The sequence below is a fragment of the Streptomyces sp. NPDC048057 genome, from assembly GCF_040653095.1.
GTDB lineage: Bacteria > Actinomycetota > Actinomycetes > Streptomycetales > Streptomycetaceae > Streptomyces.
Genome location: NZ_JBEZNF010000004.1, coordinates 270,966 through 296,880, shown reverse-complemented (window position 1 = coordinate 296,880; position 25,915 = coordinate 270,966). Strand labels below are relative to the sequence as shown.

Annotated in this window: 21 protein-coding genes; 10 read left to right on the top strand and 11 right to left on the bottom strand. The window is 69.5% G+C overall.

The features are described from left to right. Positions 1-24 precede the first annotated feature (24 nt). Together dnaN and dnaA are read right to left on the bottom strand one after the other, a co-directional pair. Positions 25-1,155, bottom strand: coding sequence for a DNA polymerase III subunit beta (dnaN, locus tag AB0E05_RS06650; RefSeq protein ID WP_361959791.1), 1,131 nt, complete (start codon positions 1,153-1,155; stop codon positions 25-27). Positions 1,156-2,140: 985 nt separating this feature from the next. Next, positions 2,141-3,988, bottom strand: coding sequence for a chromosomal replication initiator protein DnaA (dnaA, locus tag AB0E05_RS06645; protein ID WP_361959788.1), 1,848 nt, complete (start codon positions 3,986-3,988; stop codon positions 2,141-2,143). Between the two features lie 413 nt (positions 3,989-4,401). On the opposite strand from dnaA, the gene rpmH reads away from it, so the two are divergent. From rpmH to AB0E05_RS06600, 9 genes are all read left to right on the top strand, one after another. After that, a complete protein-coding gene (gene rpmH / locus AB0E05_RS06640; protein ID WP_003956500.1) occupies positions 4,402-4,539 on the top strand; it encodes a 50S ribosomal protein L34 in 138 nt (45 codons plus the stop codon). An 18-nt stretch (positions 4,540-4,557) separates the two neighbouring features. Next, positions 4,558-4,929: a ribonuclease P protein component gene (gene rnpA, locus AB0E05_RS06635; protein WP_361959786.1), complete on the top strand. Its 372-nt coding sequence runs from the start codon at positions 4,558-4,560 to the stop codon at positions 4,927-4,929. Next, a complete protein-coding gene (yidD, locus tag AB0E05_RS06630) occupies positions 4,926-5,291 on the top strand; it encodes a membrane protein insertion efficiency factor YidD (RefSeq protein WP_361959783.1) in 366 nt (121 codons plus the stop codon). Before rnpA ends, yidD begins: the two co-directional genes overlap by 4 nt. A gap of 3 nt (positions 5,292-5,294) precedes the next feature. Further along, entirely contained in the window at positions 5,295-6,614 is a 1,320-nt protein-coding gene (gene yidC, locus AB0E05_RS06625) for a membrane protein insertase YidC (protein ID WP_361959780.1), read from the top strand. A gap of 16 nt (positions 6,615-6,630) precedes the next feature. Further along, on the top strand, positions 6,631-7,140 hold the full coding sequence (locus AB0E05_RS06620) for a R3H domain-containing nucleic acid-binding protein (RefSeq protein ID WP_361959777.1): 510 nt from the start codon (positions 6,631-6,633) through the stop codon (positions 7,138-7,140). 112 nt (positions 7,141-7,252) lie between these two features. Further along, a complete protein-coding gene (gene rsmG, locus AB0E05_RS06615; RefSeq protein ID WP_361959774.1) occupies positions 7,253-7,969 on the top strand; it encodes a 16S rRNA (guanine(527)-N(7))-methyltransferase RsmG in 717 nt (238 codons plus the stop codon). A gap of 226 nt (positions 7,970-8,195) precedes the next feature. Beyond that, a complete protein-coding gene (locus tag AB0E05_RS06610; protein WP_361959771.1) occupies positions 8,196-9,272 on the top strand; it encodes a ParA family protein in 1,077 nt (358 codons plus the stop codon). Beyond that, positions 9,269-10,387 (top strand): ParB/RepB/Spo0J family partition protein, encoded by a 1,119-nt coding sequence (locus AB0E05_RS06605; RefSeq protein ID WP_361959768.1) that lies wholly within the window; start codon positions 9,269-9,271, stop codon positions 10,385-10,387. Before AB0E05_RS06610 ends, AB0E05_RS06605 begins: the two co-directional genes overlap by 4 nt. Before the next feature lie 304 nt (positions 10,388-10,691). Continuing rightward, a complete protein-coding gene (locus AB0E05_RS06600) occupies positions 10,692-11,309 on the top strand; it encodes a GNAT family N-acetyltransferase (RefSeq protein WP_361959765.1) in 618 nt (205 codons plus the stop codon). Positions 11,310-11,424: 115 nt separating this feature from the next. Here the strand turns inward: AB0E05_RS06600 and trxA are convergent, their stop codons facing one another. From trxA to AB0E05_RS06565, 7 genes are all read right to left on the bottom strand, one after another. After that, positions 11,425-11,754, bottom strand: coding sequence for a thioredoxin (gene trxA / locus AB0E05_RS06595; protein ID WP_361959762.1), 330 nt, complete (start codon positions 11,752-11,754; stop codon positions 11,425-11,427). Positions 11,755-11,804: 50 nt separating this feature from the next. Continuing rightward, positions 11,805-12,779 (bottom strand): thioredoxin-disulfide reductase, encoded by a 975-nt coding sequence (trxB, locus tag AB0E05_RS06590; RefSeq protein WP_361959759.1) that lies wholly within the window; start codon positions 12,777-12,779, stop codon positions 11,805-11,807. Positions 12,780-12,906: 127 nt separating this feature from the next. Continuing rightward, positions 12,907-13,941: an anti-sigma factor gene (locus AB0E05_RS06585; RefSeq protein WP_361959756.1), complete on the bottom strand. Its 1,035-nt coding sequence runs from the start codon at positions 13,939-13,941 to the stop codon at positions 12,907-12,909. 14 nt (positions 13,942-13,955) lie between these two features. Continuing rightward, a complete protein-coding gene (gene sigM, locus AB0E05_RS06580) occupies positions 13,956-14,660 on the bottom strand; it encodes an RNA polymerase sigma factor SigM (protein WP_361959753.1) in 705 nt (234 codons plus the stop codon). 179 nt (positions 14,661-14,839) lie between these two features. Then, positions 14,840-16,708 carry a serine/threonine protein kinase gene (locus tag AB0E05_RS06575; RefSeq protein ID WP_361959750.1) on the bottom strand — a complete coding sequence of 623 codons (1,869 nt, stop codon included), beginning with the start codon at positions 16,706-16,708 and terminating at the stop codon, positions 14,840-14,842. 120 nt (positions 16,709-16,828) lie between these two features. Beyond that, entirely contained in the window at positions 16,829-19,177 is a 2,349-nt protein-coding gene (gene murJ / locus AB0E05_RS06570; RefSeq protein WP_361959747.1) for a murein biosynthesis integral membrane protein MurJ, read from the bottom strand. Positions 19,178-19,221: 44 nt separating this feature from the next. Continuing rightward, positions 19,222-21,636, bottom strand: a complete 2,415-nt coding sequence (locus AB0E05_RS06565; protein WP_361959927.1) for a DUF6049 family protein — start codon at positions 21,634-21,636, stop codon at positions 19,222-19,224. Positions 21,637-21,810: 174 nt separating this feature from the next. Here AB0E05_RS06565 and AB0E05_RS06560 point away from each other — a divergent pair, with 174 nt between their 5' ends. Next, on the top strand, positions 21,811-23,256 hold the full coding sequence (locus AB0E05_RS06560) for a CCA tRNA nucleotidyltransferase (protein WP_361959744.1): 1,446 nt from the start codon (positions 21,811-21,813) through the stop codon (positions 23,254-23,256). A gap of 110 nt (positions 23,257-23,366) precedes the next feature. Here AB0E05_RS06560 and AB0E05_RS06555 read toward each other — a convergent pair whose 3' ends face one another. Both AB0E05_RS06555 and AB0E05_RS06550 read right to left on the bottom strand, forming a co-directional pair. Further along, complete coding sequence (locus AB0E05_RS06555) at positions 23,367-24,659, bottom strand: MFS transporter (RefSeq protein WP_361959741.1); 1,293 nt, start codon at positions 24,657-24,659, stop codon at positions 23,367-23,369. A gap of 131 nt (positions 24,660-24,790) precedes the next feature. Further along, positions 24,791-25,873, bottom strand: a complete 1,083-nt coding sequence (locus tag AB0E05_RS06550; protein ID WP_361959738.1) for an inositol-3-phosphate synthase — start codon at positions 25,871-25,873, stop codon at positions 24,791-24,793. Between the last annotated feature and the right edge of the window lie 42 nt (positions 25,874-25,915).

Here is a 25,915-nt window from a genome sequence, read left to right as displayed (position 1 = left end):
GCCGGGTGCAGCGGGGCGGTGGCCTCAGCCGGAGAGCCGCACCGGCATGATCAGGTACTTGTACGCCTCGTCCGCCTCGGCGTCCACGGCCGGCTTGCCGCTGAGCAGCGCGGGCTTGGTGGAGGTCGTGAACGAGAGCTGGGCGACCGGGGAGTCGATCGCGCTCAGGCCGTCGAGCAGGAACGTCGGGTTGAAGGCGATCGAGATGTCGTCGCCCTCCAGCTGGGCGTCGAGACGCTCCACAGCCTGTGCGTCGTCGCTGGAGCCGGCCTCCAGGATCAGCACGCCCTGCTCGAAGCTGAGCCGGACCGGGGTGTTGCGCTCGGCGACGAGGGCGACGCGCTTGACGGCCTCGACGAACGGCGCGGTCTCGATCACCGCGACCGAGTTGAACTCGGTGGGGAACAGCGTCCGGTACTTCGGCAGGTCGCCTTCGAGCAGTCGGGTCGTGGTCCGCCGGCCGGCGCCCTCGAAACCGATCAGCCCCTCACCGGCACCGGAGCCGGAGAGGGCGAGCGTGACGGTGTCGCCGCTGGTCAGCGCCTTGGCGGTGTCCAGGAGGGTCTTCGCGGGCACCAGGGCGACGGCGGACGCGTCGGCGTTCTCCGGCTTCCACAGGAACTCGCGGACCGCGAAGCGGTAGCGGTCGGTGGAGGCGAGGGTGACGGTGTCGCCCTCGATCTCGATCCGCACGCCGGTGAGGACGGGCAGCGTGTCGTCCCGGCCGGCGGCGATGGCGACCTGGGAGGCGGCGGCGGCGAAGACCTCACCGGGCACGGTGCCGGTGGCGGTCGGCATCTGGGGCAGCGCCGGGTACTCCTCCACCGGGAGGGTGTGGAGGGTGAAGCGGGAGGAGCCGCAGACCACGGTCGCCCGTACACCGTCTGTGGAAATCTCCACCGGGCGGTTGGGCAGGGCGCGGCAGATGTCGGCGAGCAGGCGGCCGGAGACGAGCACCGTGCCGTCCTCCTCGACCTCCGCGTCGACGGAGACCCGGGCCGAGACCTCGTAGTCGAAGCTGGAGAAGCTGAGCGCGCCGTCCTCCGCCTTCAGGAGGAGGCCCGCGAGCACGGGCGCGGGGGGACGGGCCGGGAGGCTCCTGGCCACCCAGGCCACCGCCTCCGCGAGTACATCGCGCTCAACCCGGATCTTCACCGGAACCGCCTCCTGCTATCGCCGTCTCGCCGTGCTGGCCTTCGTGTCGGCTGGGTCGCCGGGGTCCAGTCTGACGCACCGCACCGACAGTAGGTGCGGCTCGGGGTCAAGTCGTGGCGGCGGGCGGATCGGGCTCCGGCGTCGAGTTGTGCACAGGCCCCACTTCGAAGCGGATTCACCGGTAACTCTAAGTGGGAGTAGTAGTAGGGCCTGTGGAAACGGTGGAAAACCTCGTTTGCGCAGCTCAGGCGCGGTTTTTTGTCCACTGGTCCTGTGGGTGACGCCCGTGGATAACCCGGGGTTCCTGTGGACGCCGGAAAGTTCTGCACAGTCGATGCACAGCCCGAGGGGAGTTCTCCCCAGCCCTGTCCCCAGCTTTACCCAGGTTCCCCACAGCCCAACCCGTCTCCTTGGTGTGACGGCTTTCACTCGACCCGGTGAGGGCGGGTGTTTCGTTGCCGAACAGTGGACAGCGGTGTGGAGAAGCTGTGGGCAACCGCCCCCAGCCTGTGGGTCGCCGGTGGACAACGCTCGCGACGCCCTGTGGACGGAGCAGCTGTCCACAGTCTGTGGAAAGCGGTTGGCCACAAATCCACAACCAGTTGACCTGCTGCGATCATGAGGTCATCGGCTCGCCTGTGGATGGCGTTGGGACAACTTCGCAGTCCCCAGCCTGTGGACGGCCGATCGTCCCCGGATCTGTGGAGAACCCGCCTTCCCGGGGGCCTATTCGAACACCGGCCGCGGCCGTCGGCGCCGCTCCACACGCCCCGTGCTCCCGCTCCGTACGCGAAAACGGGCTCCGGTGCGGGGAAACGGGCTCCCGGACGGCGCGGAAAGGGGCGCGGCGCGCCTCTCGGGCGGTGTGCGCAGAACGGCTCCCAGCGCACTCCCACAGCCCTGTGGGTACGCACAGAGGCGCCCCGGGAGCGGTTCTCCCGGGGCGCCTCGAAACCGGCCGTCAGCCGGCGGTGTCCTTGGTCGGTCAGCCGTTCTTGATGCGGTTGGTCAGCTCGGTCACCTGGTTGTAGATGGAGCGGCGCTCCGCCATCAGCGCGCGGATCTTCCGGTCCGCGTGCATCACGGTCGTGTGGTCCCGGCCGCCGAACTGCGCGCCGATCTTGGGCAGCGACAGGTCCGTCAGCTCCCGGCACAGGTACATGGCGATCTGCCGGGCCGTGACGAGCACCCGGCTGCGGGAGGAGCCGCACAGGTCCTCCACCGTCAGACCGAAGTAGTCCGCGGTCGCCGCCATGATCGCGCCCGCCGTGATCTCCGGCGCCGAGTCCTCGCCGCCGGGGATCAGGTCCTTCAGCACGATCTCGGTCAGCCCGAGGTCGACCGGCTGCCGGTTCAGCGACGCGAACGCCGTGACCCGGATCAGCGCGCCCTCCAACTCGCGGATGTTGCGCGAGATCCGGGACGCGATGAACTCCAGCACCTCCGGAGGCGCGTTCAGCTGCTCCTGGACCGCCTTCTTGCGCAGGATCGCGATTCGGGTCTCCAGCTCCGGCGGCTGGACGTCGGTGGTCAGCCCCCACTCGAAGCGGTTCCGCAGCCGGTCCTCCAGCGTCATCAGCTGCTTGGGCGGCCGGTCGGAGGAGAGCACGATCTGCTTGTTGGCGTTGTGGAGGGTGTTGAAGGTGTGGAAGAACTCCTCCTGCGTCGACTCCTTGCTCGCGAGGAACTGGATGTCGTCGACCAGCAGGATGTCCACGTCCCGGTAGCGCTTGCGGAAGGTGTCGCCCTTGCCGTCCCGGATCGAGTTGATGAACTCGTTGGTGAACTCCTCCGAGCTGACGTACCGCACCCGCGTCCCGGGGTAGAGGCTGCGCGCGTAGTGCCCGATCGCGTGCAGCAGGTGCGTCTTGCCGAGCCCGGACTCCCCGTAGATGAAGAGCGGGTTGTACGCCTTCGCCGGGGCTTCCGCGACCGCGACGGCCGCGGCGTGGGCGAACCGGTTGGACGCGCCGATGACGAAGGTGTCGAAGAGGTACTTGGGGTTCAGCCGGGCATGCGGTTCGCCCGGGCCGGCCGCGGACGCGGACTGCGTCCCGGATCCGCCCGGAGAAGCACTGCCGGGGCCCCCCGGGCCGCCGTGGCCGGCGCCCGTCGGCCCGTTCGGACCGCCGCGGTGCGGCGGCTGGGGCTCGGGCAGCTCGTGGCGCTCCGGGCGGGCGGAGTCGTACCCCTGGCGCTCGGGCGGCTGCGGCGCGCGGTAGTCGCGCGGGGGCTGCGGCCGGGCGGTGGCGTACGGATCGCGGTCCTGGAAGCCGCCGAGCCGCGGCTGCTGCCAGGACAGGTCGTCCTGGGTGCGCGGCCAGGCGCCCGGCTCGGGCCGCTGCTGGACGTAGTCGGGGTACGCGGGGCGGATCTCGGGGAGGCCGTCGTCCACCGGCCGGTGGCCGTACCCGCCGTAGGGGTCGCCCTGCTGGTAGCGGTCGTCCGGCGCGTACCGGTCGTCGGGCGCGTACGGGCCGTCCTGAGCCTCGTCGCGCCCTTCGTAGTGCGCGGCGGGGGAGGGCGCCGACGGCTGCGGGGCCGAGGGGGCCGGGCCGGCGACGGAGTCGTCGACCGTGATCGCGATCCGGATGGGCCGACCGCACTCCCGGCTCAGGGTTTCGCTGATCAGCGGGGCGAGCCGGCCTTCGAGGACCCGCTTCCCCCACTCGTTGGGCACGGCGAGCAGCGCGGTGTCCGCGACCAGCGCCAGCGGCTGGCAGCGCTCGACCCACTGCTTGTCCTTGGGCTCGACCCCGTGTGCCCCTTCGGCGAGGAGCTGCTCCAGGACCCGTGGCCACACTGCGGCAAGATCGGCAGGTACGTCAGCCACAAGGCACGCTCTCTCGCAGGTCCCGCGGCGTCCCACGAGTGTGTGGTTCCGGGGACGGGGTGGGGGAAGGACAGTCAAGGACAGAAAGGAAAAGATTCGGAGTTCAGCCACGGTAGTCAGCGCGACCCGCGTGGTTCAAGTTGTTGTCCACAGCCTGTGCACAGAGGGCCGTCTTTGTCGGGCGGTCGACGGGCGACCGGGGGCTGGTTTGACCGGATGGCGCAGCCCCGCGTACCGTGACCAGGTCGAGTTGTCGATGGCTGCTGCCGCCTGCCTCCGATGGGCAAAGATCACGGCGTTACCTTCCGTGGTCATGAAGCGGTGCCACTCGGGCGAAACGCGAGCTTCTCGTGGGCGCACGGTGACAGCCAGGCGATGCCCCGCCATCTACGAATCATTTCTGGAGCCCCCGAGTGAGCAAGCGCACCTTCCAGCCGAACAACCGTCGTCGGGCCAAGACCCACGGTTTCCGTCTGCGCATGCGTACCCGCGCCGGCCGCGCGATTCTCGCGTCTCGCCGTAGCAAGGGTCGCGCTCGCCTGTCCGCCTGATCGCGCACAGGTCATGACGTGCTGCCTACCGAGAATCGGCTGAGGCGGCGCGAGGACTTCGCGACCGCGGTACGACGAGGACGCAGGGCCGGACGCCCCCTCCTGGTCGTCCACCTACGCAGCGGTTCAACGGACCCGCACGCGCCTGGGGAGAGCGCTCCCCCGACGTGTGCGGGTTTCGTCGTGAGCAAGGCAGTGGGTGGCGCGGTCGTACGCAACCAGGTCAAGCGCAGGCTGCGGCATCTGATACGCGACCGGCTCGCCGAGTTTCCCCCCGGTAGCCTGGTGGTCGTACGGGCGCTGCCCGGAGCGGGCGACGCCAACCAACCACAGCTGGCCCGAGACCTGGACGCCGCCCTCTCGCGGCTGCTGGGAGGGGGCACGCGATGAAGTACCCGCTGCTGGCTCTGATCAAGCTGTACCAGTGGACGATCAGCCCTTTGCTGGGCCCCGTCTGCCGGTACTACCCGTCGTGTTCCCACTACGGATACACGGCCATCGACAGGCACGGTGCAGTGAAAGGCACGGTGCTCACCGCCTGGCGGATCCTACGGTGCAATCCGTGGTCGCCGGGCGGAGTGGATCACGTGCCGCCGCGCAAGCGACCGAGGTGGCACGAGATGCTGCGCGACGCCCTCCGGGGCAAGGACGCCGACGGCGGCACGAAGGGCGGGCACCCCACGGACGTGCCTTCCCGGGGTAACCCCCCGAGCACGGCCGCAGACACCTCGCCCAATGCTCAAGGAGCCTGATTAGTGGACACGATTGCCGGTCTCTTCAGCTTTATCACCACGCCCGTCTCGTGGATCATCGTCCAGTTCCACAAGCTCTACGGGGCGATGTTCGGCCCCGACACGGGCTGGGCCTGGGGACTGTCCATCGTGTCGCTGGTGGTCCTCATCCGCATCTGTCTGATCCCGCTCTTCGTGAAGCAGATCAAGTCGATGCGGAACATGCAGGCGCTCCAGCCGAAGATGAAGGCGATCCAGGAGCGCTACAAGAGCGACAAGCAGCGTCAGTCCGAAGAGATGATGAAGCTGTACAAGGAGACGGGCACCAACCCGCTCTCCTCGTGCTTGCCCATCCTGGCGCAGTCGCCGTTCTTCTTCGCGCTGTACTACGTGCTCTCCAAGATCGCGTCCGGCGACGTCGTCGGCGTGATCAACGAGCCGCTGCTCGCCAGCGCCCGTCAGGCGCACATCTTCGGCGCCCCGCTGGCGGCGAAGTTCACCGACAGCTCCGCCAAGGTCGCTGCGCTCGACGCCTCGCTCACCGACGTCCGCGTCGTCACCGCCATCATGATCATCCTGATGTCGGCGTCGCAGTTCTACACGCAGCGCCAGCTGATGCAGAAGAACGTCGACCTGAGCGTGAAGACCCCGTACATGCAGCAGCAGAAGATGCTGATGTACATCTTCCCGATCATCTTCGCCGTGATGGGCATCAACTTCCCCGTGGGTGTCCTCGTCTACTGGCTGACCACCAACCTGTGGACCATGGGTCAGCAGATGTACGTGATCAACCAGAACCCGACCCCCGGCAGCAAGGCGCAGGACCAGTACCTTGAGCGTCTGCTGAAGGGCGCCACCCAGCACGGTGAGATCCGCTCGCGCCGCAAGCGCAAGGTCGTGCAGACGCTCGTCGCCAAGGGCTCGGACCGCAACGACAACGAGCGCAAGTTCGTCAGCAGCCTGGCCAAGGCCGGATACGCAGCCCAGGCGGACGGCACCGTGATCAAGAGCGAGACCATCGCGGCCGAGGCCGAGAGCGGCGCCGCCCAGCGTCGTCAGCAGCCCAAGCGGCAGACGAAGTCCAAGCGCCAGTCCGGCGGTGCCCAGCGCGGCAGTGCCGAGGGCAGGTCCTCGTCGGACTCCCCGTCGGATTCCTCCTCCGATGCCCCGTCGGACTCCCCGGCCGAGGGGTCGGAGCCCACGACGTCCTTGGAGAAGGACGCGTCACAGGGCGCGAAGCCCAAGTCCAAGCAGGCCGGACGCGCCAACTCGGCCCGCCAGCAGCCCAAGTCGGGACAGCGCAAGGGCCAGCAGCGCCCCAAGCACCCGTCGTCCAAGAAGTAGTAGAAGGAGTCCATCCGTGACGGAAGGCACCATCCCCGCCGCTGAGGAGAGCGACACCCTGACCCGCCTTGAGCAGGAGGGGGAGATTGCCGCGGACTACCTGGAGGGCCTGCTCGACATCGCCGACCTCGACGGTGACATCGACATGGACGTCGAGGCCGACCGGGCCGCGGTCTCGATCATCAGCGACGCCAACGGCCGGGACCTCCAGAAGCTCGTCGGCCGGGAGGGCGAGGTCCTGGAAGCCCTCCAGGAGCTGACCCGGCTCGCCGTGCACCGCGAGACGGGCGACCGCAGTCGGCTGATGCTGGACATCGCGGGCTTCCGGGCCAAGAAGCGCACCGAACTCGCCGAGCTGGGGGCCAAGGCCGCCGACGAGGTGAAGAGCTCCGGCGAGCCGGTGAAGCTGAACCCCATGACACCGTTCGAGCGCAAGGTCGTGCACGACGCGGTCGCCGCGGCGGGGCTGCGCAGCGAGTCCGAGGGCGAGGAACCGCAGCGGTTCGTCGTCGTGCTCCCTGCCTGACCTCGATCGTTCCGTCGGCCCCGTCTGTTCGCAGGCGGGGCCGATCTTTGTCAGCCTGATAGTCAGCCACCCCGTTCGATGAACGACAGTGCGGTACGGAAGGACGGTCCCCGTGACGGAGGCAGCAGAGCTTCCCCAGGCGCCCGATGCGGCGCGGACGGCATTCGGAGAGTTCTTTCCGGAAGCCGTGCGATATGCGGAGCTGCTCGCTGACGCCGGAGTCAAGCGCGGCTTGATCGGCCCTCGTGAAGTCCCCCGGCTCTGGGAGCGGCACCTGCTGAACTGCGCGGTGCTCTCCGAGGTGGTCCCGGAGGGTGTCACGGTCTGCGACGTGGGCTCGGGCGCCGGTCTGCCCGGCATCCCGCTCGCCCTGGTGCGTCCGGATCTGAAGATCACGCTCCTGGAGCCCCTGCTGCGGCGCACCAACTTCCTTCAGGAAGTCGTCGAACTGCTGGGGTTGGACCATGTGACGGTCGTTCGCGGGCGGGCTGAGGAAATGCTGGGCAAGGTGCCTCCGGTTCACGTGGTGACCGCCCGGGCCGTGGCTCCGCTGGACCGGCTCGCCGGCTGGGGTGTTCCGCTGCTGCGCCCCTACGGGGAGATGCTGGCTCTGAAGGGCGACACCGCCGAGGAGGAGCTGAAGGGCGCCCGCGCCGCGCTGAGCAAGCTCGGTGTGGTGGAGTCCTCGGTGCTGCACGTCGGTGAAGGTCTGGTCGATCCGCTGGCCACCGTCGTGCGGGTGGAGGTCGGCGAGAGCCCGGGTGGCGTCCGCTTCGCCGCCAAGCGGGCCAAGGCGGCCCGGGTCAGCCGTGGCCGTCGACGTCGCTGAGTAGTTCCATACGTACGTATTTCGGAGTGTCGTCCGGAAGTCGTTTCACGGCCCGGGCATCGTGTTTCACGTGAAACGTCGCTCACTGCTGCACGGAATCATCAGCCGCGGGCGTGCTGCCGCCCCGATTCGGAACCGCAGACCCCTCGCAGGGGTCACGAAGTTGTCCACAGACGTGGATTCATCCACAGATGCACGGGCCTCGCTGGTTCATGACCCCGAAAGCATGGCAGGCTCTGTTCATCGCGAGCCTGAAGTCGAGGAGAGTGAATCCTTGCGGTCCGACGCCAACATCGCGGGACCGATGACCGATCCGGTCCCCGGTCCCCGTACCGAGTCGCCGGGAGACGATGTTTCACGTGAAACACCGCCCCCCTTGGACGACACCCCCATCGGCCGTGCAGCCCAGCTGGCCATGGAGGCACTGGGGCGTGCCGGCGAGGGGCTGCCCCGACCTGAGCAGACGCGCATCGTCGTCGTCGCCAACCAGAAGGGTGGCGTGGGAAAGACGACGACCACCGTCAACCTGGCTGCGTCGCTGGCGCTGCACGGCGCACGTGTTCTGGTGATCGATCTGGATCCGCAGGGCAATGCCTCCACGGCGCTGGGGATCGATCATCACGCCGAAGTTCCCTCGATCTATGACGTCCTGGTGGAGAGCAGGCCGCTCTCCGACGTGGTCCAGCCCGTCCCGGACGTCGAAGGTCTCTTCTGCGCCCCGGCCACCATTGATCTCGCCGGTGCGGAGATCGAGTTGGTGTCGCTGGTGGCGCGGGAGAGCAGACTCCAGCGTGCGATTCAGGCGTACCAGCAACCGCTGGACTACGTCTTCATCGACTGCCCTCCGTCGCTCGGGCTGCTGACGGTCAATGCCCTGGTGGCCGGGGCCGAGGTCCTGATCCCCATCCAGTGTGAGTACTACGCGCTGGAGGGACTGGGGCAGTTGCTGCGGAACGTCGATCTGGTGCGCGGTCATCTGAACCCCGTGCTGCACGTGTCGACGATCCTCCTCACCATGTACGACGGTCGGACCCGGCTTGCCTCCCAGGTGGCCGACGAGGTCCGCAGTCACTTCGGTGAGGAGGTCCTGCGGACGAGCATTCCGCGCTCCGTCCGCATCTCGGAGGCACCGAGCTATGGACAGACGGTGCTGACCTATGACCCGGGGTCCAGCGGATCCCTGTCGTACCTGGAAGCGGCACGAGAGATCGCCCTGCGCGGTGTCGGCCTCCAGTACGACCCGCATCACGCCCATGCGGGCGTGCAGAACAGCCAGAAGAACGTCTCGGAGGGGATCCAGTGAGTGAGCGACGTAGAGGGTTGGGGCGTGGGCTCGCCGCCCTGATCCCTGCAGCTCCCCAAGAGAAGCCGGCGTCGGCCGGTGGTGCGGGGATCTCCTCGGGGGGATCTCCCGTGCAGACCGTGGACCGTGGCGTCACGGCACCCACGTCGCTGAAGCTGCCGTCGGCCGCCCCGGCGCTCGACTCCGCCCCGGCGCTCGACTCCGTCGTGGTGCCCGAGCCGGAGCTGGAGGCCGCTGCTCAGCTGCTGACGCCGGTCGGCGCGTTCTTCGCGGAAGTGCCGCTGGACTCGATCAGCCGCAACCCCTTCCAGCCGCGCAAGGTCTTCGACGAGGACGATCTCGCTGAACTGGTCGTCTCCATCAAGGAAGTCGGGCTCCTCCAGCCGGTCGTCGTCCGTCAGACGGGGGCGGAGCAGTACGAGCTGATCATGGGCGAGCGTCGTGTGCGGGCCTGCCGTGAGGCCGGCCTGGAGACGATCCCCGCCATCGTCCGGCACACGGACGACGAGAAGCTGCTGCTGGACGCGCTCCTGGAGAACCTGCACCGCGTACAGCTGAATCCGCTGGAAGAGGCGTTCGCCTACGACCAGTTGCTCAAGGACTTCAACTGCACGCACGACCAGCTCGCTGACCGGATCGGTCGCTCCCGCCCCCAGGTCTCCAACACCCTGCGGCTGCTGCGGCTGACGCCCGCCGTGCAGCAGAAGGTGGCGGCCGGAGTGCTGATGGCCGGGCACGCCCGGGCACTGCTGGGCGTGGAAGACCCTCAGACGCAGGAAGAGCTGGCCCGGCGGATCGTCGCCGAGGGGCTCTCGGTGCGTTCGGTCGAGGAGATCGTGAAGCTGTACGAGTCCGAGGACAAGGGCTCGTCCAAGCAGAAGAAGGGCCCGCGGGCCGGCGCTCGGGTTTCCCCCGCGCTCACCGATCTGGCGTCCCGTCTCTCCGACCGCTTCGAGACCCGGGTGAAGGTCGACCTGGGGCAGAAGAAGGGGAAGATCGTCGTCGAGTTCGCCTCGATGGAGGATCTGGAGCGCATCCTCGGCACGCTCGCCCCGGGCGAGGACCGGGCCCTGGAAAAGGGCCTGACGGGAACGGGCGAGGACGACGAGGACTGACCTTCCCGCACGATCGACGAGGGCGGGCCGGCACGGTGAATCACCGATGACGGCCCGCCTTCCGCATTGCAGCGGTGTCCGCTTCGGAGGCGGGTGGATACGATGCGTCGGGTAGGGACGCATCCACGGTGTGAGCCGCCTCGGAGGAGGACAGGGCCATGCGATCGGTCAGCCGCAGTCAATGGGTGACGGCCGGGTTGGGCCTGGGAGCGGTGGGGGGCTTCGTCACCAGCCTGCTCCTTGAGCGGAGCGTCCTGGCAGCCGCCCGGAGCGCGGCCGGGGAAGGAAGCGAGGAACAGCCTCCATGGGGCGTCGGCTTGAACCCCTCACGCTGGACAACCTTTCGGACCTCCCCCAGCGATGCCGCTCATGCGTCTTCTGGGAGCTCGATCCGGTCAGTGGAGAAGCAGCGGTAAAGGCGGGCACGCCCGAGCTGGAGAAGGAAGCCTGGATCTCCGCGGTGCTGTTGGAATGGGGCTCCTGCGGGCGGGTCGTCTACGTTGACGAGGTGCCGGTGGGCTTCGTCCTCTACGCGCCTCCCGCCTATGTGCCGCGTTCGCTGGCCTTTCCCACAAGTCCGGTGTCAGCCGACGCGGTCCAACTGATGACCGGGTGGATCGACCCCGGGTACCAAGGGCAGGGGCTCGGCAGGGTCATCGTGCAGACGGTGGCCAAGGACGTACTGCGCCGGGGCTTCAAGGCGATCGAAGCGTTCGGCCAGCTGCGGTGGCAGGAACCCGCCTGCGTCCTGCCCGCTGACCATCTGACGGCCGTGGGCTTCAAGACGGTCCGGCCGCATCCGACGTATCCGCGGTTGCGGCTGGAGCTGCGAAACACGCTCTCCTGGAAGGAAGACGTGGAGCTGGCGTTGGACCGGCTGCTGGGGGCGGTGCAGAAGGAACCGGTCCTGCGCCCCTCGTAGACCTCGATCGCTCGCTGCCGTGGTGGAACACCAAGGGCCCGCCCCCGGATGGGGACGGGCCCTTGCGCATGTTTCACGTGAAACACGATGCCGGCGCACCAGCGCCGTGCCGCAACTAGCCGAGGAAGCTCTCCAGGTCGCGGACGATCGCGGCCTTCGGCTTGGCGCCGACGATAGTCTTGGCGACCTCGCCGTTCTGGTAGACGTTCAGCGTCGGGATGGACATGACGCCGTACTTCGCAGCGGTGGCGGGGTTCTCGTCGATGTTGAGCTTGACGATTTCGATCTTGTCGCCGTGCTCGGCCGCGATCGCCTCAAGGGACGGCGCGATCTGGCGGCACGGACCGCACCAGGCGGCCCAGAAGTCCACCAGGACGGGCTTGCCGCTCTTGAGGACCTCCTCTTCGAAGGTGGCGTCCGTTACGTTCTTCAGCGCGCCGGCCACGGCGGCCTCCTTAGTTTTCTGCGGGGTGGCGGGGAGATGGTGCGGCGGGATCAGACCGCGGCGGTCTGCTCGGCCTGGGCGGCCTGCTCACCGTCGGCCAGCGCGGCGAGGAAGCGCTCGGCGTCCAGAGCAGCGGAGCAGCCCGTGCCAGCGGCCGTGATGGCCTGGCGGTAGGTGTGGTCCACGACGTCGCCGGCGGCGAACACACCGGTGAGGTTGGTGCGGGTGGAGGGCGCCTCGACCTTCAGGTAGCCCTCGTCGTCCAGGTCGAGCTGGCCCTTGAAGAGCTCGGTGCGCGGGTCGTGGCCGACGGCGATGAAGAGTCCGGTGGCCGGGAGGTGCGAGGTCTCACCGGTCTTGGTGTTGCGCAGGGTCAGGCCGGAGAGCTTCTGGTCGCCGTGGATCTCCGCGACCTCGCTGTCCCAGGCGAAGGAGATCTTCGGGTCGGCGAAGGCCCGGTCCTGCATGGCCTTGGAGGCGCGCAGGCTGTCCCGGCGGTGGACGATGGTGACCGACTTGGCGAACCGGGAGAGGAAGGTCGCCTCCTCCATCGCGGTGTCGCCGCCGCCGACCACGGCGATGTCCTGGTCCTTGAAGAAGAAGCCGTCGCAGGTGGCGCACCAGGAGACGCCACGTCCGGAGAGCGCGTCCTCGTTCGGCAGACCGAGCTTGCGGTGCTGGGAGCCGGTCGTGACGATCACGGCCTTGGCCTTGTGCACGGTGCCAGCGGTGTCGGTCACGGTCTTGATCTCACCGGTGAGGTCGACGGAGATCACGTCGTCCGGCACCAGCTCGGCGCCGAAGCGCTCGGCCTGGGCCCGCATGTTGTCCATGAGGTCCGGGCCCATGATGCCGTCGCGGAAGCCGGGGAAGTTCTCCACATCGGTGGTGTTCATCAGCGCGCCACCGGCGGTGACGGCTCCCTCGAACACCAGCGGCTTCAGCGATGCACGCGCTGTGTAGAGCGCCGCCGTATAGCCGGCGGGTCCGGAGCCGATGATGATCACGTTACGGACGTCGCTCACGGATGTCTTCCTCGTCTCTGCAGGCTGCCTGCTGACTGTTGGGCCCGGGGTCTATGGCTCTCACCCCACCCAACGGATCCTAAGGGGCATGCATTCCCGCGTTGTCAGCGCAGCGCTGTGGAAAGGGTCAACGACGAGGATAGGTACGGGTCAGCAGGACCTTCCCGGCGGTGGTGGACGAGTCCGAGGTGCAGCTCGCGTCGATCACGAACGCTTCGACCTGCTGCATGTCGTTGGCGTACGGAAGCACCACGAGATAGGCGGCGGTCCCCTGGTAGCGGCCCGGTTCCGCCGCGATCGGGAGGTCGGTGCGGCCGGTGCCCAGCTGGACACAGGGCGGAACCGGGGCGGTGACCTCCGTACCGCTTCCGATCTCCGTGCCGGGCGCTCGGGTCTCGGGCTCCCTCTCCGTGCGCAAGGTGTTCCCCTGGTTGCCGTTCGGACTGAGGGGACTGGAGTCGGAGATCAAAGCCTGCACCTGGCCCTTGAGGGCGGAGACGGAGAACTCCTTCGACCCGTCGGCGGAGGAGGTGGCGTGGACCTCGGTGGACTTCGGCTGATCGTCCAGGACCTGGTAGGTCTGAAGGACGAGCACGCTCACCCCCGCGACGGCGACGCCGGCGACGGCACTGAGGACTGCGCGTCGCTTCCGGCGGAGCTGGAGGGAGCGACCGGGCCCGGTGGCGCCGCGCGCATGGCCCACCGGTCGGTCCCCGCCCTTCGGCGTTCCGTGGACGGACCCGGACCCGGACCCGGACCCGGACCCGGTGTTGCGGGGCAGGCCGCCCGCGGGGGACGCGCCGTCGTTCTCGGCGGTGGCCGCGTCGGCGTCTGTCGCGGCGCCGTTGGCGGTCGCCGGAGGTGGCGGTGTTTCACGTGAAACATTCGCAGCGGCGGAACCGTGTGGTTGGTGCTCGGGGGCGCTGGAGTCCAGCAGGGCCTCGGCGGCGAGCGCCGCGTCGATGCGGCCGGCGACGTCCGCGGGCATGCGTGCGGCCCCGGGCAGGGTGCCCAGCAGACTACGGATTTCCTCCAGGGACGCCTGGACGTCGGCGCACAGTTCGCAGCCGTCGAGGTGCGCGCGGAGATCGGCGCTCTGCGAAGGGGAGAGCAGGCCCTCCGTGAGGTCGGAGATCTCCGAGACATCCGGATGCTGAGTCATGTCGGCCGTGGATGTCACGCGCGTCCACCTCCGCCCTTCACAGCAGCAGGATCACTCGGCCCTGCGTCCTTTTGGTCCTTCGCCGGTGGGACGGTTGTCCCCGGCGTCCGGTTCCTTCCCTTTCTCTGATCGTGGCTATCCCCCTGGTCGCCGCGCAGATGGGTGACCATCGGCAGGAGCCGTGCCCGTCCCCGGGCGCAGCGGCTCTTCACCGTGCCGACGGGGACGTCGAGGATCTGGGCGGCCTCCGCGACCGAGTAGCCCTGCATGTCCACCAGCACCAGAGCGGCCCGCTGATCGGTGGGGAGCTTCGCCAGCGCGGTCAGCACCTCCCGGTTCAGGGCGTGCCGCTCGACGGGCGCCTCGGCGGACTCGTGCGGTTCGAGGAGTTGTTCCAGGCGCTCGGTGTCGTCGACGGGAGCGGTCTTGCGGGTGGCGGCCTTTCGGGCGCGGTCCAGGCAGGCGTTCACCGTGATGCGGTGGAGCCAGGTGGTGACGGCTGACTGCCCTCGGAAGGTGTGGGCGGCGCGGAAGGCGGAGACCAGCGCGTCCTGGACGGCGTCCGCGGCCTCTTCCCGGTCCCCCAGGGTGCGTAGCGCAACGGCCCAGAGCCGGTCGCGGTGCCGGCGGACCAGTTCGCCGAAGGCGTCGGGGTCGCCCTCGACATGGCGGGCGAGGAGTTCGAAGTCACTGAGTGTGTGGGACGCCCCCGTCGTCACGGCCTCCACCCTCTGGTCAGTCGCATTCCGTACCTGATCGAACCGGCTGTGGCTCGGCCTGTCTATCACGATTCAGACGGGGAGAGGCAGGGGGAAAACGCAATCGCGTCGCTGGTGGCCGGCCCGCGTCCGGTGCGTGGTCGGGCCGGCGGCGGGACCTCCCGCCGCCGGCCCAGCGCTCAGCGACCGAGGATCTTGATCTCCGTGATGCCGCCGCGGTACTTGTTCCCGAACTCCAGCGGGAGCTTGGAGACATGGACCAGGACGTAGCGGGTGCGGGTGGGCTCGTCGAAGGTCGCCTTCACGTTCGCCCCCACCATCTGCCGGGGCGTCAGGCTCTTGCCGAACTGCGAGCGCGACGTCGGGTTGGACGCGTTCTCTCCTGCCGCGAACACCTGGATCTCGTGACCGGCGCGGTACATGTCGATGTCGATGCCGGACACCTCCTGCACGCTGCCGAGGTCGACGATGATGCCGCTCCCCTGCTTGCGCTCGGGCAGGTTCCCGAAGTTCGGGTAGTTGTGGTACTCCGGCGTGACCCAGGACGTGCCCGGATCGCCGTCGACCGTGTTCGGGACCTGCTGCTCCTTGATGCCGTCGCCGTTCAGCATGAACTCGTCGGCGTCCTTGATGGCCAGGGGCCCAGCGGGCGCCTTCGGCTTCTCGTCGTTCTCCTTGGGCGGCGTCTGCGTGCTGGACCCGGGGTCGTCGTCCCGTTCGAGGAGCTTCTCCGCGATCTGCCAGCTGCCCAGCCCCAGGGCGGTGATCAGCAGGGCCGCGACGATCCACTTGAGCACCTTGCCGGCCCGGCTCTCCAGCGGCGCGGGCGGGATCGGCACCGCGTGCGTGATCCCGACGTTGGGCGGGCCGGCGGGCCGGCCGTAGGTGCCCTGCTGGTAGGTGGTGCGCCGGTACTCCGGCGGGGTGGCGAACGTGGGCTCCGGGGGGCGGATCCGCGGCATCTCCCCGACGGCCTTGGCCAGCTCCTCCGGGGTCGTGCAGGGCGGCTCCTGGCGGGAGGCGGTGGCGCCGTCGTTCACCAGGGCGCGCATGGCCAGCTCGGAGAGTCCCCGGTGCACGCCCGCCCGGACCTGGTCCGGCGGCAGCAGCCCGACGCCCTTGGGCAGTCCGGACAGGCCGTACGCGTTCGTCTCGTACGGCCAGCGCTGGGTGAGGGCGGCGTACAGGAGCGCGCCGATCGCCTCGGTGTCGGTGCGCTGGGGCCGCTCGACGGAGATACCGCGCAGGGCGGCGTTCACGGCGAGGCCGCGGATGCGGTACTGGCCGGTGGAGGTCCGCAGGACGGCGCCCGGGGTGAGCTTGAGGTGGGAGAGACCTTCGCGGTGGGCGGCGGCCAGGGCCTGGGAGAGCTGGTCGACGAGCTTGTACGCCTCGTGGGGCTCCAACGGGCCCATCGCGAGCAGCGCGGTCAGCTCGGTGGCGTCCGGGAGCCACTCGTGGACGACGTACACGAGGTCGTTGTCCTCGACGGCGTCGAGCACCATGACGAACCGGGCGTCGCCGAGCAGGGCCGCGGAGCGGGCCGCGGCGAGCACGGAGCGGGCCCTAGGGTGGTCCGCGGGGAGCACGTGCACCCCGACGGCGCGGCGCAGCTTCTCGTCCACCGCACGCCAGCTGCTGAATCCGTCCAAACGGGTGATGCACTCTTCGAGGCGGTAGCGTCTGGCGAGCTTGTGGCCGCTGTGCAGCTCGGGCGAGGCGATGGCCGAATCGGCGGCCTTCGCCTTCTTCCCCGCCTTCGGAGCCTGCGCGGTCCCGTCGTCCGGTGCAGCACTCTCCGTCTGCTCGACCGGTGCAGGTTCCTCGGACTGCTCGGCCCGTGCGGGCTCTTCGGGCTGCTCCGTCCCTCGGGGCTCGTCGCCCCGCTGGCCCGTGGACCCGTTGTCTTCCCCGTCCGGAGAGCCCTTCGCCTCCGGTGCGGGGGATTCGGACGCCCCGTCGGCCGTGGCCTCCTCCGCCTGCGCGGTCAGCGGTTCGTCTCCGCCGTTGTCGGCCACGTCGACGGCAGCCGTGCTACGTTCCGCCACCGTCGTTCCTGCCTCCCCATCCGTTGCGCATAACCAACAGCCATGCCAATTGTGCCCACAGTCCGCTGCTATGCACGACACACGGCACCTGACGATGGTTGTGCGCGGAGGTGCGCGGTCCTACCTGCCGAGACGCCCGCGCACCATGCCGACCATGGAGTTCAGCTCCTCGATGCGCATGCGCTTGGCCGCGAGGAAGAAGACGCCCAGGAGCACGATCCCTCCGCCCAGGAGCGCGGCGAGGGAGCCGCTGGCACCGTTGCCCAGGACCTTGATGATCCCGAAGGCCGCCGCGCCGCCGACCAGCGCTGCCGGCAGCGAGGCCATGCACAGGCGGGTGTACGTCCGCATGATGTGCGGTCCGTCCAGGTCGCCGCCCAGCCGCCGCTTCAGCCGGCGCCAGGCCACTCCCACGCCGATCATGTACGCCATGCCGTAGGAGGCGGCCATGCCGACCACGGCCCAGCGGGCGGGCAGCAGCAGGAAGCTGATCCCGGCCGCGCTCGCGTTGACGACGGCGACGATCACGGTGTTGTAGAAGGGCGTCCGGGTGTCCTCGTAGGCGTAGAAGCCGCGGAGCACGACGTACTGGACGGAGTACGGGATCAGGCCGAGGCCGAAGGCCATCAGGGTGAAGCCGATGTTCCGGGCGCCTTCCGCGCCCGAGCCGGCGTACATCAGTCCCGCCATCGGCACGCCCAGCGCGAAGAAGGCGAAGGCGGAGGGCACGATGGCGACGGCGGAGGTGCGCAGGCCGTACGAGATGTCGTCGCGGACCGCGGCGGCGTCCCCGTCGTGGGCCGAGCGGGAGATCCTGGGCAGCACCGCGGTCATCACCGAGACGGTGATGATGGCCTGGGGGAGCTGCCACAGCAGCAGCGCGTAGTTGTACGCAGTGATGCCGGTGCCGGTGAAGCCGTGCTTCTCGGCGGTCGCGCCGGCGGAGGTCGCCAGCTGGGTGACGACGATCATGCCGAGCTGGTTGGCGAGGACGAAGAAGAGCGTCCACTTCGCCAGGCCGGCGGCCTTGCCCAGGCCCTGGCCCCGCCAGTCGAAGCGCAGCCGCATCCGGAAGCCCGCGTCCCGCAGGTAGGGGAGCATCGCCAGCGCCTGGACGACGAGGCCGAGCATGGTGCCGAGGCCGAGGAGCCGGACGCCCTCGGGGGTGATCGTGGCGGTGTTGACCCCGGACTCGGTGAAGCTGCCGAAGGCCCAGATGAACGCGGCGAACGAGGCGATGATGACGACGTTGTTGAGGACCGGGGTCCACATCATCGCACCGAAGCGCTCGCGGGCGTTCAGGATCTGCCCGAGCACCACGTGGAGGCCCATGAAGAAGATCGTGGGGATGCAGTAGCGGGCGAAGGCGACCGCGACGTCCTTCTTCTCCGGGTCGGAGGCGATGGTCGGCGACATCATGGTCACCAGCAGCGGGGCCGCCACCACGCAGATCACGGTGACGCCGGCGAGCAGCACCACGACGAGCGTCAGCAGGCGGTTGGCGTACGCCTCGCCGCCGTCCTCGTCGTTCTTCATGGCCCGGACGAGCTGGGGGATGAAGACCGCGTTCAGCGCGCCGCCGCCGACCAGGACGTAGATCATCGTCGGGAGGACGTTGGCGACCTGGTAGGTGTCGCTGAGGACGCCGACGCCGATCGCCGCGGCCATCACGAGGTTCCGCAGGAAGCCGGTGAGCCGGGAGACGATCGTCCCCGCGGCCATCACCGCGCTGGACTTCGCCAGGCTGGCGACCCGGCCGGCGGACTTCTTCGCGGCCGGCGGGGGCGGGGCCGGAGCGGGCTCCGCGGCGGGCGCGGGCACGGTCTGGCCGGGGCTCTGCTGGTCGCGGTAGAGGTGCGCGAAGGCGTCCTGCGCCGGGGGCTCCTCCCTGGCGTTGCTGACCAGGTCGTCCACCCCGGTGTACTGAGTGGTCCGGGCGTCGTCGCCGTAGGGCAGGTGGCGCGAGGGGCCGGCCGGCTCCGGGGGCGGGGTGTGCGCCCAGACGCGCGGGTCCGGCGCGTACTGCGACACCGGCGGCTGCTGGTAGAGCGGCTGGGCGTCCGGGTACGTGCCGGGCGGCGGCGGTGGGTGCGAGGCACGGTCGTACAGCGCTTCGGCCACCGGGTCCTGGGCGGAGAGGTCCTGCGCCCGGTAGGGGTCCGGAGCGTAGGCGTCCCGCAGGTACGGGTCCTGTGCGTACGGTTCCTGGGCGTGGGCGTTCTGCTGGTATGGGTTCTGCTGGTACGGGTCGTGCGGGTAGTGCTGCTGCTGACCGGGGTCCTGGGCGTAGTGCTGCGGCTGCCCGTGTTCCGGGGCGTACGGGTGCTGGGCGGGGTCCTGGGCGTACTGCTGGTAGTGCTGCTGCTGGCCGGGTTCGTGGGGGTACGGAGGCTGGTGCGGGTGCTGCGGCTGGCCCGCCGGGTCCATGCCGGCGCCTTGACCGCGGTCACCGTCGTACGGCGCGTTCATTGCTACCCCACCTCATCGTCCCCGGCCGGCGGCCACGACATCGCTCAACGGTCCACTTTCTCACCCGCGACCGACGGGTTGCCGCTTTCCGGACCGGTGTCCGGTGTCGGGTCACTCGGCTGCCCGGGATCCGGGGCCTCGACGTCGTCCTGCGACGGCCGCGTCCCCTCCGGGGCGGAGTCCCCGTCGGGCTCCGGCTCGGGGCCGTCCTCCGGGGTGGAGCCGTCCTCGCCGGCGGGGCCGTTGCCGGCCGCCCGCTTGCGCTGGGTGTACATCCGCACCCCGGCGAGGACCAGGAGCAGCACACCGCCCGCGATCACCAGCAGGACGGTGGGGGTGGCCTCGGAGACCTTCACCGTGAACTGCATCTTCTCGCCGTAGGGCTTGTTGTCCTCGGTGTAGAGCTGGGCCGTCATCCGCACCTGGCCGTTGGCGTTGGCCAGGGCGTCGAACTTCACGGACTGGCTGTGTCCCGCCTTGACCTCGATCGGGCGCTCGGCGACGCCCTTGTCGCCGTCGAGGCTGAGCCGGGCCGCGTTGTCCGAGCTGAGCCGCAGGACGAGGTTGTCGACGTCCTGGAGCAGCCGGTTCTGCACGGTCACGGGGATCGTGGCGCTCCGGCCCGAGAGCGTGATCTGCGACTTCTCGATCAGCTGCACCTCGCTGGTGAGGGCCCGCAGGCTCTCTTCCACGTCGGTGCGGTACTCCACGGCGGCCGTGCGATTGCCGCGCCACGAGTTCGACATCTCCCGGTCGATCGCCCGGGAGAACGGCGTCTCCACCCGGTCCCGGGCCGTGAGGATGACCGTGAACTTGTCGAGGGCGGTCTGCGTGGCGCGGATGTCCTCGAAGGTCCGGACGGTCAGCTCCTGCTTACGCAGGTGGCTGGGGTAGCGCGAGGTGGACGGGACCTGCCGGGACGCGTTCTCGTCCGGCTTGACCTCGGCGGCGGCGACCAGGTCGACCTGCTGGGTCCAGCGCTCGTCGGAGAGCTGCTTCACCGCGTGCGCCATGGCCTGCGCCTGGGCCGCGGTGGGCACCCGCTGGGGGGCGACGACGATGCTGCGCGGGCCGTCGGCGTCCTGACGGGCCACTGCCAGCGACTGGGCGAGGAACTGCTGGACGGCGAGGGTGGACGCCTCACTGTGGATCATGGAGCTCTGGAACGCCTTCGACAGCCGTGCGTCGGCGACCACGGCGGTCGTGCCGCCGCCGATCGGACGGGCTGCGGAGGCGGTGTACTGGAGGTCGTCCTCCAGGCTGTCGCTGCGGGCGATCACGTTGCTCGCACCCGCCGAGGTGGCGACGTTCACGATCGAGGAGTCGATCGCGCCTTCGACGGGCCAGGCGAAGTCCATCGACGGTTCGACGTGGAGGACGGTCTCCACGGTCCGCTCGGCCACCTCGGTGGCCTGCTGGAGGTGGCTGAGGGAGCCGGAGACGTTCTTGCCGCGGTGCGCCAGGGACGCCAGGTCCGGGTCGGCGTACGGCAGCGCGATCACCTTGTCGTCCTGGATCGCGGCCTGGAGGGAGCTCAGCCACTGCTTGGCGAGCGCCTGGTTCTTCCCGGGGACGGTCTCCGTTACGTTCTTCACCCGGTAGTTCCTGGTCATGGCGTCGACGGTGGCCAGGAGGTCCGGGTCGACGACCCAGGTGACGGGCAGCTCGCTGCCCAGCGAGACGAGCTGTCCCAGCCGCCCGCCGGGGGCGAGCTCCTTGGCCAGCTCCTCGTCCTCGAACACCGGGGTCCGCTGCTCGTCCGAGCCCACCTCGGACGTCAGATGGGCGGAGGAGACAAGCGGCCAGAGGTAGGTGAACTGAGGCTTGTCGCTCAGCGCGTCCGGCTGCCAGGGCAGGAACGAGCGCTGGAACCCGAGCACGTCCTGGTACGGGTCGTTGGGCGTCTGGCCCGACAGGGCCACCCCGACGGGATAGACGCCGTCCGCGCCGAGGTCGAGGTCGTCGACCGGGACGGAGATGCTGAAGTCGTGGCTGATGCCCGGGGCCAGCGCCGGCAGCTGCACGGCGTACTTGCCGTCGATGCCGGAGCCGTCGGTGCCCGGGTCGTAACCGGCGCGCTTGGCGGCGCGGTCGATGGCGGTCCGTCCGTTGAGGGCCGGCCCGACCCGCAGTCCGACCTCGGCCTTCTTGACGGTCTGCTTGCCCTTGTTGGTCACCGTGCCCGTGACGGTCAGGGTGTCGCCCTCGCGGGGGGCGCTCGGCGTCAGGGTGTTCAGCGACACGTCCACGGTCCCCGCGCGCTTGGCCGTCGGTGCCGTCGGGGGTGCGCTCCGGGCGGCGGGCGCGCTCATCGGCTCTGCGGCTTGGGAGGCGGGCGCCAGCGGCCCGGCGAGGATCCCCGCGGCCAGGGGCGCGGTGGCCAGCCAAGCGCCGGTCCGACGTAGCCAGCGGCGGGCGGGAGAGCGGGTCGTCCTCCGGAATGCTGCCGCCTCGGCCACGCGCTCGTCCGTCCCTCGTCGTCGGTTGCTCGTCTGGTGCGCTGGGTCGCTGTCGCTCACCGCGTCCACGCATGGTAACGAGGTGCGCTGGGTCCGAGTGCCGCGGAGTGGCCTGCACGATCATGAAAGGCTTCGGGGCACCCTTGCCGGCCAGGCCACGTACCCTCTTCTGTTGTGCCGAATCCGAATGAAGAGACCCCCAGCGCACTGAGCCAGGTGCAACGCCGTGCAGTCGTGGAGCTACTGCGCGTAGCTCCCGTTGCGGACGATCTTGCCCGTCACTTCCAGGAGGCCGGGTTCCGGCTGGCCCTGGTCGGGGGCTCGGTCCGGGACGCGCTGCTCGGCCGGCTCGGCAACGACCTGGACTTCACGACGGACGCCCGCCCCGAGGACGTGCTGAAGATCATCCGGCCTTGGGCGGATTCGGTGTGGGACGTGGGGATCGCCTTCGGCACGGTCGGCGCGCAGAAGAGCGGCTACCAGATCGAGGTCACGACCTACCGCTCGGAGGCGTACGACCGGACCTCCCGCAAGCCCGAGGTGTCCTACGGCGACTCCATCGAGGAGGACCTGGTCCGTCGCGACTTCACGGTGAACGCGATGGCCGTCGCGCTTCCGGAGAAGGAGTTCATCGACCCGCACCACGGGCTGGAGGACCTGGCCGCGAAGGTGCTGCGCACCCCCGGCACCCCGGAGGCGTCCTTCTCGGACGATCCCCTGCGGATGATGCGGGCGGCCCGCTTCTCGGCCCAGCTCGACTTCGAGGTGGCGCCCGAGGTGGTCACCGCCATGACGGAGATGTCCGCGCGGATCGAGATCGTCTCCGCTGAGCGGGTCCGGGACGAGCTGAACAAGCTGGTCCTCTCCGCCCACCCCCGCAAGGGCCTCGCGCTACTCGTGGACTCCGGGCTGGCCGCCCACGTGCTGCCGGAGCTCCCGGCGCTACGGCTGGAGAGCGACGAGCACCATCGGCACAAGGACGTGTACGAGCACTCCCTGACCGTGCTGGAGCAGGCCATTGACCTGGAGGAGGAGGGCCCGGACCTGGTGTTGCGGCTGTCCGCCCTGCTCCACGACATCGGCAAGCCGCGCACTCGTCGCTTCGAGAAGGACGGCCGGGTCTCCTTCCACCACCACGAGGTGGTGGGGGCGAAGATGACCAAGAAGCGGATGACCGCACTCAAGTACTCCAACGAGCTGGTCAAGGACGTGGCCCGGCTGGTGGAGCTGCACCTGCGGTTCCACGGGTACGGGGACGGCGAGTGGACCGACTCGGCGGTGCGCCGCTACGTGCGCGACGCCGGCCCGCTCCTGACCCGGCTCCACAAGCTGACCCGCTCGGACTGCACCACGCGGAACAAGCGCAAGGCCGCCGCCCTCTCCCGGACGTACGACGGTCTGGAGGAGCGGATCGCCCAGCTGAAGGAGCAGGAAGAGCTGGACTCCATCCGGCCCGACCTCAACGGCAACGAGATCCAGGAGCTCCTGGACATCGGCCCCGGGCCCGCCATCGGCAAGGCGTACGCCTACCTCCTGGACCTGCGCCTGGAGAACGGGCCGATGGAGCGCGATGCCGCGGTCGCCGCGCTCAAGGAGTGGTGGGCTGCTCAGCAGGACTGAGTGCTGCACAGACTCGGCACCAACGGGCTCCATGTTTCACGTGAAACGTGGAGCCCTGCCGTTCCACGGTCATGTTTCACGTGAAACATGACCCGCGAACCGCTCCTTGGTTACCCCCGGGACGCCTGCTCCTGCTCGGTTGAGTGGTTCGAGCGGCTCCAGCGCTTCAGAAGCAGGGCGATCGCCGCATAGATCAGCGCCACCAGGACGACCAGTTCGACCGACCGTCCGTCCGGAGGCAGCATCAGTGCGGCGACGACCGCGGCGCCCACGAAGGCGACGTTGAACAGGACGTCGTAGAGCGAGAAGACCCGCCCGCGATAGGCGTCGTCCACCGACGTCTGGACGACGGTGTCGGCGGTGATCTTCGTTCCCTGGGTGACCAGCCCCAGGACGAACGCGGCGACCAGTATCGGCCCGGGCTCGAAGGGCAGCCCCAGGGCCGGCACCAGAAAGGCCGCCGACCCGGCGCAGGTGATCATCCAGCCGTACCGGCCGAGTCGGCCGATGGCCCAGGGGGTGAACACGGCCGCGGTGAAGAACCCGGCCCCCGACACGGCGACGGCCACCCCCAGCAGCGCGAGGCCGTCCTGTTCGTCGGCGTACCAGGCGTAGCGGCAGAGCATCAGCACGGTCACCGTCAGGGCGCCGTAGCAGAAGCGCATCAGGGTGATCGCCGTGAGCGCACGGGTCGCCGCCGGTCGCTCGGCGAGATGGCGCACCCCGCTGGCCAGACCGTGCGCCGTGGAGGCGACGGCGGCGAGCAGTTGCGGCTGCACCCGGTCCGGATCGGGGCCGAGCAGTTCCCGGCTCATCCGGAGCGAGGCCAGTGCGGAACAGAGGTAGAGGGCGGCGCCCAGCAGGACGACCGCGGCGTCGGAGTCGGAGGAGACCAGCCGGACGACGAAGGCGAGTCCCCCGCCGGCGAACGCGGCCAGGGTGCCCGCCGTCGGCGACAGGGAGTTGGCGATGACCAGCCGATCGTCGTCCACCACCCGGGGCAGGGCCGCCGAGAGGCCGGCGAGGACGAAGCGGTTGATGCCGGTGACCAGCAGGGCGGAGAGGTAGAAGAGCCAGTCGGGCACCGAGGCCAGGATCAGCAGGGCGGTGCCGCAGGCCAACACCGCCCGCAGCAGATTGCCGTAGAGGAAGACCTGTCGCCGCCGCCACCGGTCCAGCAGCACTCCGGCGAAGGGGCCGACCAGGGAGTACGGCAGCAGGAGGACGGCCATGGCGGAGGCGATGGCGGCGGGCGAGGTCTGCTTCTCCGGCGAGAAGACCACATACGTGGCGAGCGCGACCTGGTAGACGCCGTCGGCTGTCTGGGAGAGCAGTCGGACGGCCAGGAGCCGGCGGAAGTTCGTCAGGCGCAGGAGTACGCGCAGATCACGTACGACGGGCATGCGGACAAGCGTCACACATGGGCTCCCCGCACACGCGGAGGGTCCCCGGGCGGACACCCGGGGACCCTCCGCGGTCATGGCCGTCCGCCGCCCCGGAGGGCGGCCGGGACGGACCTCGGCTCAGCGTCGGCTCAGCGCTCGACCTCGCCCTTGATGAACTTCTCGACGTTCTCGCGGGCCTCGTCGTCGAAGTACTGCACCGGCGGGCTCTTCATGAAGTAGCTGCTCGCGGAGAGGATCGGGCCGCCGATGCCGCGGTCCTTGGCGATCTTCGCGGCACGCAGGGCGTCGATGATCACGCCGGCGGAGTTCGGGGAGTCCCAGACCTCCAGCTTGTACTCCAGGTTCAGCGGGACGTCGCCGAACGCGCGGCCCTCCAGGCGGACGTAGGCCCACTTGCGGTCGTCGAGCCACGCGACGTAGTCGGACGGACCGATGTGGACGTTCTTCTCGCCCAGCTCGCGGTCGGGGATCTGCGAGGTGACGGCCTGCGTCTTGGAGATCTTCTTGGACTCCAGCCGCTCCCGCTCCAGCATGTTCTTGAAGTCCATGTTGCCGCCGACGTTCAGCTGCATCGTGCGGTCCAGGATGACGCCCCGGTCCTCGAAGAGCTTCGCCATCACGCGGTGCGTGATCGTGGCGCCGACCTGCGACTTGATGTCGTCGCCGACGATCGGGACGCCCGCCTCGGTGAACTTGTCGGCCCACTCCTTGGTGCCGGCGATGAAGACCGGGAGGGCGTTGACGAAGCCGACCTTGGCGTCGATGGCGCACTGGGCGTAGAACTTCGCCGCGTCCTCGGAGCCCACGGGCAGGTAGCAGACCAGCACGTCGACCTGCTTGTCCTTGAGGACCTGGACGACGTCGACCGGGGCCTCGGCGGACTCCTCGATGGTCTCGCGGTAGTACTTGCCCAGGCCGTCGAGGGTGTGGCCGCGCTGCACCGTGATGCCCGAGTTGGGCACGTCGCAGATCTTGATGGTGTTGTTCTCGCTGGCGCCGATGGCGTCGACCAGGTCGAGGCCGACCTTCTTGGCGTCCACGTCGAAGGCGGCGACGAACTCGACGTCCCGGACGTGGTACTCGCCGAACTGGACGTGCATCAGACCCGGCACCTTGCTGTCCGGGTCGGCGTCCTTGTAGTACTCGACGCCCTGCACCAGCGAGGCGGCGCAGTTGCCCACGCCGACGATGGCTACGCGAACCGAACCCATTCCGGTTGCTCCCTGTGTCATTTCGGTATTCCGGATGAGACC

Bases quoted from the DNA above. Each gene is read 5' to 3' on its own strand.
- yidD (WP_361959783.1), top strand. From the start codon at position 4,926: ATGAAGTACCCGCTGCTGGCTCTGATCAAGCTGTACCAGTGGACGATC.
- AB0E05_RS06610 (WP_361959771.1), top strand. From the start codon at position 8,196: ATGGCAGGCTCTGTTCATCGCGAGCCTGAAGTCGAGGAGAGTGAATCC.
- AB0E05_RS06600 (WP_361959765.1), top strand. From the start codon at position 10,692: ATGGGGCGTCGGCTTGAACCCCTCACGCTGGACAACCTTTCGGACCTC.
- AB0E05_RS06585 (WP_361959756.1), bottom strand. From the start codon at position 13,941: ATGACTCAGCATCCGGATGTCTCGGAGATCTCCGACCTCACGGAGGGC.
- murJ (WP_361959747.1), bottom strand. From the start codon at position 19,177: ATGAACGCGCCGTACGACGGTGACCGCGGTCAAGGCGCCGGCATGGAC.
- AB0E05_RS06555 (WP_361959741.1), bottom strand. From the start codon at position 24,659: ATGCCCGTCGTACGTGATCTGCGCGTACTCCTGCGCCTGACGAACTTC.
- AB0E05_RS06550 (WP_361959738.1), bottom strand. From the start codon at position 25,873: ATGGGTTCGGTTCGCGTAGCCATCGTCGGCGTGGGCAACTGCGCCGCC.